The following is a 12,017-nucleotide window of genomic DNA, read 5'->3' on the forward strand; positions in this document are numbered from 1 at the left end:
GCCGTTCGGCCCTCCGGCCGCGGACCTTCGGCATCCGTCGCCGACCGGCGTGCACAGCCAGAGTGAGTGATGTCAGGCACCGATCCGATCGCGCTCGAAGGGAACCATGACCATGGCCGTGCACGAGCAGCCTCGCCGGAGCTCCGGCTTCCACCTGCCGTCGTTCCGCGGGAACCGGACCGCCTCCGCACCCGGGTCGGCCGTGTCGGCAGGCACCGGCACGCACGCCGCGCGGGCCTACGCCTTCGCGTCCCTGCGCCTGCTCACGGGGTTCGTCTTCCTGTGGGCGTTCCTCGACAAGACCTTCGGCCTCGGCTACGCCACCCCCTCCGGCAAGGGCTGGATCGACGGCGGCTCGCCGACGCAGGGCTTCCTCGGCTCCGTCGCCGTCGGGCCGATGGAGTCGACCTTCCACTCCTGGGCCGGCGACCCGTGGGCCGACTGGCTGTTCATGCTCGGGCTGCTCGGGATCGGCCTCGCCCTCGTCGGCGGTGTCGCGCTGCGCATCGCCGCCCTCGCCGGCACCGCGATGATGGCGCTGATGTGGATCGCCGAGTGGCCGCCGGCCAAGCACCTCTCGGACGGTTCGCCGAGCATGTCGACGAACCCGTTCGTCGACTACCACGTGATCTATGCCGTCGCCCTGATCGTCCTGGCCGCCGTCGCCGCCGGCGACACGCTGGGCGCGGGCAGGCTCTGGGCCAAGCTGCCCTTCGTCCGCGACCACAGCTGGCTGCGCTGAGCACCCACGGCGCGGTGGGCCCGTCACCCGGCCCACCGCGCCGCGCAGGGAGCCGGACGGCCCGAGGTCGGGACCACTGGCCCCTGCCCGAGCAACCGCTCGAAGACGACTCTGGAATCGGAACCCTCGCCCTAGGAGGTGGAGATCATGCTCCGCACCATCACCGTAGGTCTCGACGGCTCGCAGGAGAGCCGTGCCGCCGCAGAATGGGCCGCTCGCGAGGCGGAGTTGCGCGTCCTGCCGCTGAAGATCGTGCACGTCTGGGAGCCGGTGCCGGAGCCCATGGCTCAGGCCCCGCTCCTGGGCGCCGAGACCCAGCAGCACTGGACCGAGCGGATTCCCCGGGAAGCGGCCGAGGGGATCCGGCTGCGTCACCCCGGCATCGAGGTGTACACGGAGCAGCTCTCCGGCCACCCGGGTGACGCACTGGCCGAGGCCGCGAAGAGTGCCGAACTGCTGGTGCTGGGCTCGCGCGGCCTCGGCGGGATCGGCGGATTCATGGTCGGCTCGGTCGGCCTGTCCGCAGTCGGGCACACGGACACCCCTGTCGTACTGGTCCGGGCGCTGGAGACAGCCGCCGACGAGCACGAGCTGGACCCGGCGGGTGTTCCGTCCGCCGCGACGCCGTTCCGGCCCGTGGTCCTCGGACTCGACGTCGAGCACCCGGACGAGACGCTGATCGCCTTCGCCTTCGCCGCCGCCGAGTTCCGTGCGACGTCCCTGCGGGTCGTCCACGGCTGGACCCCGCCGCCCTTCTACGCGTACGGCACGCCCGCCAACCCGGCGCTGCACGAGGCACTCGCCCTGAGCGCGTCCCAGGCCCTGACCGAGGTGCTGCTCCCCTGGCGGAAGAAGTTCCCGGACGTGGAGGTCGTCGAGGTGTCCCGTTACGGCAGCGCGGCTGTCCACGTCGTGGGCGCTTCGCGCGAGGCCTCGCTCGTCGTCGTGGGCCGGCGCATCCGGCGCAGCCCCCTCGGCGCCCACATCGGACACGTCACCCACTCCGTCCTGCACCACTCCACCGCTCCTGTCGCCGTAGTCCCGCACAGCTGACCCGTCCCGAGGAGAAGAGACCCATGAAGGCAGCGACGGCCCTCCCGATCGTCGTCGGCGTGGACGGCTCCGAACCCAGCCTGCGGGCCGTCGACTGGGCGGCCGACGAGGCCGCCCTGCGCGGGGCACCGCTGCGGCTGGTGTACGCCTCCTTGTGGGAGCGCTATGAGGGCGCCGCTCCCGGACAGGACCTCGGCAAGCCGTCCGAGGAGGTCACGGCCGGGGACATCGTACGGACCGCCGCACAGCGCGCCCGCCTGCGCCGGGCCGAGTTGGAGATCTCCACCGACGTGCTGCCGGAGGAGCCCGAGTACGCGCTGGTCCGCGAGGGACGTGAGGCCGCCGCGCTGGTGCTCGGCACCCGAGGTCGCAGCGGCTTCGTCGAGATGCTGCTCGGTTCGGTCAGCCTGACTGTCGCCGCCCGAGCGGACTGCCCGGTGATCGTGCTGCGCGGCAGCCACGACAACCAGGTCCGCGCCGGGGCGCGCGGCAGGGTCGTCGTGGGCGTCGGCGAGAAGGCGGCGGACTCCGCCGCACTGCGCTTCGCCGTCCAGGAGGCGAAGCTGCGCCACGCGACCCTGGACGCCGTGCGGGCCTGGCGGTGTCCGGCGCACGAGACCACCGACCATCCCCTGCTCGCCGGCGAACCCGCGCGTCTGCACGAGTCGCATGCCTCAGAGGTGCTGGACAAGGCGCTGGAGGACGCACCCGCGGATGTGGACCTGAACCGGCGCACGGTCGAGGGACCCGCCCGCAGGATCCTGCTGGACGCCTCGCACCAGGCCGATCTGCTGGTCGTCGGTGCTCGGCGCAACCCGGGACACCTCGGACTCCAGCTGGGGCGTGTCGCCCACGCCGTGCTGCACCACGCCGCCTGCGCCGTCGCGGTCGTACCCGAGCAGAAGTGAGAGAGGCCGGCGCCCGCTCGGCCACTGGGGCGCCTCGCCCGGCCTCGACCTCGTGCACCCACACGGGCCTGGAACAGCTGACCTGCTCCTCCCGAGCCGCCCCAGGACCCGTATCCGCGCAGAATGCGCTGAGGAGGGAACGGCCATGAGACACAACAAGGTCGGCTCCGTGATGACCGCGGACGTCGTCCGCGCCGAGTCCGGCACACCGTTCAAGGAGGTGGCCCGGCTGCTGGCGGGCAGCGTCGATGTCTCGGTGACGGAAGGCGTTGTCACGTTCACCGGGCACATGGAACGCAAGAGCGAGACGGAGATCGCCGTGTCCATGACCCGCCGGATCGACGGCGTGGTCCACGTGTTCAGCAAGCTCACCCATCGGCTGGACGACGCACACCTGCGCCCCGACGATCGCGCACCGCACGGCGTGGCCGAGGACTGGCTGCGCCGGTTGTGAGAGGAGGCGGACCGCCATGACCGATACCGTGTTGGTCACCTACGGAACGACGAACGGATCAACGGCGCAGATCGCCGAAGCCGTCGCCGACATCCTGCGCAAGGACGGACTGACCGTCGAGTCGCGGCCGGCCCGGTCCGTGACAGGCGTGGCGCCGTACGGCGCCGTGGTGGTCGGCGGCGCGCTCTACGCGGGCCGCTGGCACAAGGACGCACGCCGGTTCGTCCGCCGGCACCGCGTCGAACTCGCGGAGCGTCCGGTGTGGTTCTTCAGCAGCGGACCGCTCGACGCCTCCGCCGCCGAGCGGGACATCCCGCCCGTCCGCGGCGTGCAGCGCACCATGGTCCGACTGGACGTCCGGGAACACGTCACCTTCGGAGGGCGCCTGGAGGAAGGCGCCAAGGGACGGATGGCGGGGATGATCCTCCGCTCCGGGAAGGGCGGCGACTTCCGGGACTTCGGCGCGATCGAGGCCTGGGCGCACCGCATCGCCGAGGCACTGGCGCACACATAGGGGAGGGGAGGGGAGGAGTGGTTCCGGCCCTTTCAGGCCGGCCCGGGTGCCCGGCGCGGGCCGGGCACCCGGGCCGGCCTCATGGCGTCGTCCGGGCCGGCACCACGCAACGGGGCAGGCGGCCTTGTGGGAGTGCTTGGGCCGGAGTGAGGAGAACGACGTCTTCTCCTGCTGAGCACCGAGGCAGCTGAGGATCTACGGCAAGGACCGTTCGTCGAGCGATGGGGCCGGACGGCCCAAGCGGATCGGAAGAAGACGGGACAAGCTGGATGTATGGGGCAGGCGCCCGCGAGGAGCCCGAACAGCTGATCGCCGATCTCACCGACGGTCTCGGTGCGGACGAGGACGGACCAGCGCGGTACCGCTCTGTCCGGTGAGAGACGAGAAGGCACATGTACGCCAACGACGGATTCCGCGAACTCGACCGGCAGGAGTGCCTGGCCCTGCTGGCCACCGTGCCCGTGGGGCGCATCGTGTACACGCGGCAGGCGTTGCCCGCCGTCCTGCCGGTCAGCTTCTGCCTGGACCGTGACGGCGCGATGGTGGTGAACACCTCGGCCTCTTCGGAACTGGCGGGCGCGATCGACGGAGCCGTGGTGGCCCTCGAGGCCGACGACCTCGACGCTGCCGCACATTCCGGCTGGAGCGTCGTGGCCATGGGGTTGGCCACCCTCGTGACCGATCCCGTCGAGCACGCACGACTTCTGAGGACCGGGCCGCTTTCCTGGGCGCCGGCGCCGCAGGAGGTCTTCGTGCGCATCGCCCAAGGGCTGGTCACCGGACGTGAACTCGTGGGCGGACACACCGTGTACGGCGTGCGTCCCCCTTCCTGAACGTCCGTCGCCACCTTCGCCAGGACCTCGTCACCCTGTCCCGTCCCCGACCGAACGGCCCCTGGAACAGGGGCCGTTCGGCGTCCCTTCGGACCTCCCGGCTTCTGCCCGGGGTGATGGCCCACGAGGAGCATCGTCGGAGGAGGTCGGCGCGTCGCACGAGCGTCGCCTCCGCCGAACGGTCACTCATCGAAGGGACGGGTACGGTCATGACCTCACATCACATAGTCGTCGGGGTGGACGGCTCTCTGATTTCCGTACGGGCGCTGGACTGGGCCGCGGCCGAGGCCGTACGGCACGGCACAGGCCTGCGCGTGCTGTACGCGGTTCCCGACCGGGACGAGGCCGCACCGGTGCTGGGCAACGCCGTGTCACGCACACGTGCGCGGCATCCGGAACTGCCGGTGGAGGCCATTGCGACGGAGGAAAGCGCGGCACATGCGTTGGCCCGCGAGAGCGCGGACGCGGTCCTGACCGTCGTGGGCACACGTGGCTTGGGCGCGTTGACCGGCCCGGCGTTCGGTTCGGTGAGCCTGAGGCTGGCCGCGCTCGCTCAAGGACCGCTCCTGGTCGTCCGCGGGGACCACCCGTGCGACGACGGGCAGGACGTCGTCCTCGGACTGGCGGACGACACGGACGTGCCGGCGGCGGAATACGCCTTCCAGGAGGCCGAGCGGCGCGGTGCGAGGCTCCGTGTCCTGCATTCCTGGAGCCATCGGCACATCACCCCCGAACTTCCCTCCCTCATACCGACGTGCGGTCCGGGCCAGGAACACAAGGTCAGGGAGGCCCGGGAGGCCGGGGCAGAGGAGGCCGTACCCCGCTACGCCCTCACCCAACTGCGGGACCGGCACCCCGGAGTCATCGTGGAGACCCGGACGGTCCGCGCCGCTCCCGCGGACGAACTGCTGACAGCGACCCGGAAGGCTGCCGTGGTCGTCATCGGCGCCCACCGCCGTACCGGTGTGCTCGGCCCGCGCCTGGGGCCGGTCGCCCACACGCTCTTGCGCCGGGCGCACTGCCCGGTGGTCGTCGTGCCCCAGGTCGGTTGAGCGGGCGGACGGCCGGAAGCGCGTGCCGGGTGAAGACGATCCCCCCAGGACACGCGCCTTCGCACAGGTGCCGACGGTCCCCGGCGTGGACCGAACAGCCCTCGCACCTCGGTGACCTATCGACGGTGCATGGTCTCCAGAGCCGCCGCCAGTACGTGCGGGTCGTGGTGGCCCTTGTAGACCTGCGGCGGATGCTTGTCCAGCTTCAGGAGCTGCGCCACCGCCGTCCAGGCGGTGCGTACGGAGTACTCGACGGTGAAGACGACATCGTCGGGCACCTCGGCGAACTGCCCGATGAAGGCGAGGTTGACCGCTCCCTTCGGGACCACTCGGGGCCGGTCGTCGCGGCGACGGGCCAGGAACTGGCTGGTGATGTACGGCATCACACAGGGCACGACGGTGGAGGTCTCCAGGATCCGCGCCGCCGTCCGCTCGTCGAACGGAAGGTGGTGCAGGACCTCTTCGAGGATCTCGCGGCCCGTGCACATGGTCATCGGCTTGGGCGTGTTGTTGCCGGCGCGGCCGGGGAACAGGCCGTAGCCCCACCAGACGCCGACGTCCTCCGGCTGGTCGCGGTAGACGGGCTGGCGGTTGGCGACGATGGTGAGCAGCCAGTTGGACTCGGTGAAGGTCATCAGACCGCCTCGGCCGGCCGGACGCCCGCTGAACTCCTCGAGCGCCTTCAGGAAGGCGGGGTCTTTGGTGGTGACCGTGAACGACTCCCAGCGGGACTCCTTCACGTGTTTGTCGAAGGCGTCGGGGTTGCCGAAGTCGTCGCGGCCACGGGCCAGCCGGTGCCACAGGAGCCAGGCGTCCGAGCGATGCGGAGCCGGCGGAGGTGCGGAGGTGTGCGATCCGAGACTGGAGGCGTCGGTCATGGATCCGTTGGTGACGAGGACCAGGTCCTCGGGTGCGACGGTGACCTCTTCGTCGAAGCCGCCTCGGTTCAGGTGGATCGTCTCGACCGTGCCGCTCCCGATGCCCGGGGTGAAGCCGAGGTCGGTGACGTGGCAGCCGGTGTGCACGGTGACGCCGCGCTCCTGGAGCCAGGCGGTCAGGGGCCGGACGACGGAGTCGTACTGGTTGTAGCGGGTCCGGTGGATGCCCGACATGGACGCGAACTCGGAGAACAGGTGGACGAAGCGCCTCAGATAGCGGCGGAACTCGATCGCGCTGTGCCAGGGCTGGAAGGCGAACGTGGTGCACCACATGAACCAGAAGGTGGTGGTGAAGAAGTGCTCGCCGAAGCAGTCGGTGATCCGCTTGCCGTCCAGGTGCGCTTCGGGGGTGGCCAGGCAGCGGACCAGCTCCAGCCGGTCACGTTCGGAGAAGCCCATCGAGGTCGTGTCGACGATCTTGCCGTCCCCGTCGACGAGCCGGGCGATGTCGTCCCAGGCGAAGTCCTCATGTCCGGCCAGGATCTCCTCGGTCACCGAGACGGCGGGGTCGTCGAGGCTGGGAATGCCGGACAGCAGGTCGTAGGTGCAGCGGAACTCGGCTTCGAACATGCGCCCGCCGCGCATGGTGTAGCCGGCGTCCGGCGTGCCGCCCGCGTCCAGGCTGCCGCCGAGGGTCCGTTGTTCCTCGAAGAGGTGAATGTCGGAACCGTCGAAGCCGCCATCTCTGATCAGGAACGTCGCCGCGGCCAGGGCCGCGATCCCGCTGCCCACCAGATATGCCTTCGCCATCACACAACTCCTCGTTCTCGCCGGTCGATCGGGTGCCGCGCCTCCCACGGTTCCCTACCGCCCGGTGGTGTGTCAGGGGCCGTTGGTCACCTCATCGGTCCGGACGGCCCTGAACCGGTCCGGGCGTTGCCGCTCGCGGGTGCGGACAGCGGCGGCCCGGCCGGTGCGCCGTGACCGGCCGGGCCTGTCGTCACATGGGGGATCACGGCGTACGGGAGTCTTCCGCCCCGCTGCCGGGTCCCGCGGTGGTATCCGACCCGTCGGCTGTGCCGCGCCAGGGCGGGGCCGTCGTCCGGCGTCCGTTGTTCCAGGCCGGGGCGGCCTTGTCGGTCTGGGGTTCAGCCCGCGGTGTCGGGCAGCCACTGGTCTGGGCCGAAGACCTCGTACCGGATGCGTCGCGCGGGAACCCCGGCGCCGAGCAGCTGTCCGCGTACGTCTCGCATGAAGGGCAGCGGACCGCACAGGAACACCGCGGCGTTGTAGGGGAGTTCGGTGTTGCTCAGGTCCATCAGGCCGGTACGGGCGTCGGGTTCCTCCGGCCACGGCGGGCAGGGTGGCCCGTACGAGGGCGGCGGATTCCGCGGACAGCATGGAAGCTCCTGGGAAGGCGAGGTGAAGGGCGGGGAAGGGGGCGGGTTCGGTCAGGCCGTCTCAGTTCGCCGGAACGGTGCCACCGGTCTCCACGCCGTGGCCGTAATAGGCCGCACGCATCAGCTCCGCCATGTCGTCGAGCATCGGCATCCGGGGGTTGGCGGGCGCGCACTGGTCCTCGTAGGCGTTGAGGGCCTGCTGGGGCAGGGCGTCGAGGAAGGCGTGCTCGTCGACGCCGAGGGACCGGAAGGTCGGTTCGATGCCCACCGCGTCGCGGAGCCGCTCCACCGCCGAGGCGAGCGCTTCGACGCCCTCGGCCGGGGTGGCGGCGGGCAGACCGAGGGTGCGGGCGATGTCCTGGAAGCGTTCGGGGGCGCGGTAGCTCTCGTACTTGGGCCAGCCGGTGAGCTTGGTGGGAATGGTCCCGTTGTAGCGGATGACGTGCGGCAGCAGTACGGCGTTGGTGCGGCCGTGCGCGACGTGGAAGGTGGCGCCGAGCGTGTGGGACATCGCGTGGACGATGCCGAGGAAGGCGTTGCCGAACGCCATGCCGGCGATGGTCCCGGCGTTGTGCATCTTCTCCTGGGCCTCCGGCCGGGCCGCGCGGTCGTTCACCGCCGCCTCGATGTTCTCGAAGATCATCCGGATCGCGTGCAGGGCGAGGCCGTCGGTGAAGTCGTTGGCGTAGACGGAGACATACGACTCGATGGCGTGGGTGAGGGCGTCGAAACCGCTGTCGGCGGCCAGTGCCCGGGGCAGCGCGGTGGTGAGGAGCGGGTCGATGACGGCCACGCTGGGGGTGAGCGCGTAGTCGGCCAGCGGGTACTTCTTGCCGGTGACGGGGTCGGAGATGACGGCGAACGGGGTCACTTCGGCGCCGGTGCCGGAGGTGGTGGGGACGCACACCAGGCGGGCGAGCTTGCCGAGCACGGGGAAGCGGAAGGCGCGCTTGCGGATGTCGGAGAACTTGTGCCGCATGTCGGCGAAGTCGACGTCCTTGCCCTCGGCCTGCTGTTCGTACAGCAGCCACATCACCTTGGCCGCGTCCATGGGGGAGCCGCCGCCGAGGGCGATGATGGTGTCCGGGCGGAAGTCGCCCATCAGACGGGCGCCGCGCCGGACGGAGTCGATGCTCGGCTCGGGTTCGACGTTGTCGATGACCTGGATGGTGACCGGCTCGCGGTGTCGCCGCAGTACGCGCTCGACCCGGTCGACGAGGCCGAGGCGGGTCATGGTCGCGTCGGTGACGACGGTGACGCGGTGCACGTCCGGCATGGAGGCGAGGTAGCGGATGGCCCCCGGCTCGAAGTAGATCTTCGGCGGGACCTTGAACCACTGCAGGTTGTTGCGACGCATGGAGACGCGCTTGATGTTCAGCAACTGGGCGGCGGAGACGTTGTTGGACACCGACGTGCTGCCCCAGGAACCGCAGCCGAGCGTCAGCGACGGCAGCAGGCTGTTGTAGATGCCGCCGATGGCGCCTTGCGAGGACGGGGCGTTGACGATGATCCGCACGGTCTTCATACGCCTTCCGTACGACTCCGCCAGCGCGAGGTCCCGGGTGTGGATGACGGCGCTGTGGCCCTGGCCGTGGAAGGCGACCATGTCGGCGGCCAGGTCGAAGCCCTGCTGCTCGGAGCCGGCGCGCAGGACGGCGAGGACCGGGCAGAGCTTCTCGCGGGTGAGGGGCTCGTCGGGGCCGACCCGGGCCGCCTCGACCAGGATGAGGGAGGTGTCGGCGGGGACGGCGAAGCCCGCCTGCTCGGCGATCCATGCCGGACTCTGCCCGACGGCCGCGGAGTTGACCTTGGGCTCGCAGCCCGCGCCCGCTGCGCCGACGGGGAACAGGAAGGCTTCCAACTTCGCCTTCTCCTCGGCGGTGGCCAAGTGGGCGTGCAGGACGCGGAATTCGGCGAGGACCGCGTCGTAGATCTCCTCGTCCAGGATGACGGCCTGTTCGGAGGCGCAGATCATGCCGTTGTCGAACGACTTGGACAGCACCAGGTCGTTGACGGCCCGGCGCAGATCCGCGCTCCGGTGGACGTAGGCGGGGACGTTGCCGGCGCCCACGCCGAGGGCGGGCTTGCCGGCCGAATAGGCAGCCTTGACCATGGCGTTGCCGCCGGTGGCGAGGATCAGCGAGACACCCGGGTGCCGCATCAGCGTGCCGGTCGCCGCGACGGACGGGGTCTCGATCCACTGCACGCAGCCCTCCGGCGCACCCGCGGCCACCGCCGCGTCGCGCACGATGCGGGCCGCCTCGGCGCTGCAGCGCTGGGCGGAGGGATGGAAGGCGAACACGATCGGGTTGCGGGTCTTCAGCGCCATCAGCGCCTTGAAGACGGTGGTGGAGGTCGGGTTGGTGACCGGGGTGATCGCACACACCACGCCGACCGGCTCGGCCACCTCGGTCATGTCGTCGATGTCGTCGCGGGCGATGACGCCGACGGTCTTCATCGGGCCCATGCTGTGCGTGACGTACTCGCAGGCGAACATGTTCTTGGCCGCCTTGTCCTCGAAGACGCCACGCCCGGTCTCCTCCACCGCGAGCCGCGCGAGCTTCGTGTGCTGGTCCAGCGCGGCGACCGAGGCCTTCTTCACGATGTGGTCGACCTGTTCCTGATCGAGTGCCTCGTAGTCGGCGAGTGCCTTGAGCCCGGTCGTCACCAGGCCGTCCACCGCTACGGCGATGTCGGACGGCGCGGCTGCGGGGTCGGTGGTCGCGCTGCGGTCGTCGTGGCGGGTCATGGGGGCGAGCCTCCGTCGTCGAAAGGGCGGCACCGCGCGATCGGCGGCGCGGGGTGGGAGCAGCACCGCGAGGGACGGTGGCCGGTAGCGCTCACACCGGCAGCGTCTCTCGTCAGCCGTGTTCCACCCAGACCCCGTTGGTCCCTTCGCGGGGCCGACCGGCCCCGAAGGAGTGCGGACGGCCGGCCGCGAAGTCGTACACGTGACGGACCATGGCACTGGTCTCCTACGACGCGCTCCGATTCGCGCGACCCCACTCACAAGGGCCGATCCCGGCCCGGAGGAGACCCCCGCGACGTGCGGGGACATGGGCCGAACGTCCCCGCCGAGGGCCGGTCCGCCCCTCGTGCGGCGTGCCGATCGGTGCGACCGTGAAATGGACCCCTGTGCTGCATGGAAGGCGGTGGGGACGATGACACTTCCCCTGGTCACGGGCGTCGACGGCTCCGAGGAGAGTCTGATGGCGGTCGACTGGGCGGTGGACGAGGCCGCCCGGCACGGTCTCCCGCTGAGGCTGGTGCATGCCTCACGCTGGGAGCGGTACGAGCGGGCCGTTCCGTCCCACAGCCTGAACCGCCCGTCGGAGCGCGTGTTCCTCGAGAATCTCGTGGCCACCGCGGCTGAACGCGCCGGGCGGCGCAATCCGGAGGTGAAGGTCACCACCGAGATCGTCCCCGACGACGCGGTGGACGCCCTCCTGCGCGACGACGACAACGCGTTCGCGCTCGTGACGGGCGCGCGCGGACGCGGTGAGCTGACGGGCCTGCTCCTCGGCTCCGTGGGCTTGGCCGTGGCGGCCCGTGCTCGGTGCCCGGTGATCGTTGTCCGGGGCGACAAGGCGGGCTTGGCCGGCTCCCACGAGAGGATCCTGCTGGGTGCGGGCGAGCCGGCGACCGGTGAGGAGGCCGTGCGCTTCGCCTTCGGCGAGGCCGAGGCACGCGGATGTGCCCTGGACGTCGTACGTGCCTGGCGCTGCCCCGCGCGCGAGAGCGCCGACGATCCCGCGCTCGCCGACGAACCGTCACGCGGGCACGAGGAGCGGGCCTCCGAACTGCTCGACGCGCTGCTGCGGGACGCCATGGCCGACCATCCGTGGGTCCGGGTACAACGCGTCGTGGTCGAGGGACCGGCTCACGGTGTCCTGGTGCGCCGCTCGGCAGCCGCCGACCTGGTGATCGTCGGGGCCCGGCGCAGGCACGGCCGCCTCGGGCTTCAGCTCGGCCGGGTGAGTCACACCCTCCTCCACCACGCGGACTGCCCGGTGGCGGTCGTGCCGCACACGGTGTGAGCCTCGTACGTGCCTGTGCGTGGCGTCCGAACAGGCCGACGTGCTGATGCTCCGCCCTCCCTTGGCGCCAACTGAACTCTGATGCCGCGGTCCACCACGTCGGTTGCCCCGTCGCCGTCGTGCCCCATTTCTAGAGGAGCCCCCGA

9 protein-coding genes and 2 pseudogenes are annotated in these 12,017 nt (G+C 71.0%); 8 read left to right on the forward strand and 3 right to left on the reverse strand.

All coding sequences use genetic code 11. The annotated features are described in order from the left end of the window. Positions 1–112: 112 nt before the first annotated feature. The 7 genes and pseudogenes from OG410_RS36725 (at position 113) to OG410_RS36755 (ending at position 5,556) form a co-directional block, all read left to right on the forward strand. Positions 113–742, forward strand: coding sequence for a hypothetical protein (locus OG410_RS36725; protein WP_329304390.1), 630 nt, complete (start codon positions 113–115; stop codon positions 740–742). A gap of 147 nt (positions 743–889) precedes the next feature. Continuing rightward, a complete protein-coding gene (locus OG410_RS36730) occupies positions 890–1,795 on the forward strand; it encodes a universal stress protein (RefSeq protein ID WP_329303095.1) in 906 nt (301 codons plus the stop codon). 23 nt (positions 1,796–1,818) lie between these two features. Next, positions 1,819–2,703 (forward strand): universal stress protein, encoded by an 885-nt coding sequence (locus tag OG410_RS36735; RefSeq protein ID WP_329303096.1) that lies wholly within the window; start codon positions 1,819–1,821, stop codon positions 2,701–2,703. A 241-nt stretch (positions 2,704–2,944) separates the two neighbouring features. Further along, a pseudogene (locus tag OG410_RS36740) lies at positions 2,945–3,157 on the forward strand (BON domain-containing protein); the annotation flags it as partial. A gap of 16 nt (positions 3,158–3,173) precedes the next feature. Next, positions 3,174–3,671 (forward strand): flavodoxin domain-containing protein, encoded by a 498-nt coding sequence (locus tag OG410_RS36745; RefSeq protein WP_329303097.1) that lies wholly within the window; start codon positions 3,174–3,176, stop codon positions 3,669–3,671. A 392-nt stretch (positions 3,672–4,063) separates the two neighbouring features. Then, on the forward strand, positions 4,064–4,504 hold the full coding sequence (locus tag OG410_RS36750; RefSeq protein WP_329303098.1) for a pyridoxamine 5'-phosphate oxidase family protein: 441 nt from the start codon (positions 4,064–4,066) through the stop codon (positions 4,502–4,504). A 209-nt stretch (positions 4,505–4,713) separates the two neighbouring features. Continuing rightward, positions 4,714–5,556 carry a universal stress protein gene (locus OG410_RS36755; protein WP_329303099.1) on the forward strand — a complete coding sequence of 281 codons (843 nt, stop codon included), beginning with the start codon at positions 4,714–4,716 and terminating at the stop codon, positions 5,554–5,556. Positions 5,557–5,672: 116 nt separating this feature from the next. On the opposite strand, the gene OG410_RS36760 is transcribed toward OG410_RS36755, so the two are convergent. The 3 genes and pseudogenes from OG410_RS36760 to adhE form a co-directional block, all read right to left on the reverse strand. Then, complete coding sequence (locus OG410_RS36760; protein WP_329303100.1) at positions 5,673–7,292, reverse strand: oleate hydratase; 1,620 nt, start codon at positions 7,290–7,292, stop codon at positions 5,673–5,675. Positions 7,293–7,582: 290 nt separating this feature from the next. Further along, positions 7,583–7,786 (reverse strand): annotated as a pseudogene (locus OG410_RS36765) (hemin transporter); the annotation flags it as partial. Between the two features lie 109 nt (positions 7,787–7,895). After that, positions 7,896–10,583 carry a bifunctional acetaldehyde-CoA/alcohol dehydrogenase gene (gene adhE, locus OG410_RS36770; protein ID WP_329303101.1) on the reverse strand — a complete coding sequence of 896 codons (2,688 nt, stop codon included), beginning with the start codon at positions 10,581–10,583 and terminating at the stop codon, positions 7,896–7,898. A gap of 412 nt (positions 10,584–10,995) precedes the next feature. On the opposite strand from adhE, the gene OG410_RS36775 reads away from it, so the two are divergent. Further along, positions 10,996–11,871, forward strand: a complete 876-nt coding sequence (locus OG410_RS36775; protein WP_329303102.1) for a universal stress protein — start codon at positions 10,996–10,998, stop codon at positions 11,869–11,871. Positions 11,872–12,017 lie beyond the last annotated feature (146 nt).

It is taken from the genome of Streptomyces sp. NBC_00659 (genome assembly GCF_036226925.1).
Lineage (GTDB): Bacteria > Actinomycetota > Actinomycetes > Streptomycetales > Streptomycetaceae > Streptomyces.

What these genes read in the sequence shown, in the direction of transcription:
- OG410_RS36725 (WP_329304390.1), top strand. Translation starts at nt 113, where the DNA reads ATGGCCGTGCACGAGCAGCCTCGCCGGAGCTCCGGCTTCCACCTGCCG.
- OG410_RS36730 (WP_329303095.1), top strand. Translation starts at nt 890, where the DNA reads ATGCTCCGCACCATCACCGTAGGTCTCGACGGCTCGCAGGAGAGCCGT.
- OG410_RS36735 (WP_329303096.1), top strand. Translation starts at nt 1,819, where the DNA reads ATGAAGGCAGCGACGGCCCTCCCGATCGTCGTCGGCGTGGACGGCTCC.
- OG410_RS36745 (WP_329303097.1), top strand. Translation starts at nt 3,174, where the DNA reads ATGACCGATACCGTGTTGGTCACCTACGGAACGACGAACGGATCAACG.
- OG410_RS36750 (WP_329303098.1), top strand. Translation starts at nt 4,064, where the DNA reads ATGTACGCCAACGACGGATTCCGCGAACTCGACCGGCAGGAGTGCCTG.
- OG410_RS36755 (WP_329303099.1), top strand. Translation starts at nt 4,714, where the DNA reads ATGACCTCACATCACATAGTCGTCGGGGTGGACGGCTCTCTGATTTCC.
- adhE (WP_329303101.1), bottom strand. Translation starts at nt 10,583, where the DNA reads ATGACCCGCCACGACGACCGCAGCGCGACCACCGACCCCGCAGCCGCG.
- OG410_RS36775 (WP_329303102.1), top strand. Translation starts at nt 10,996, where the DNA reads ATGACACTTCCCCTGGTCACGGGCGTCGACGGCTCCGAGGAGAGTCTG.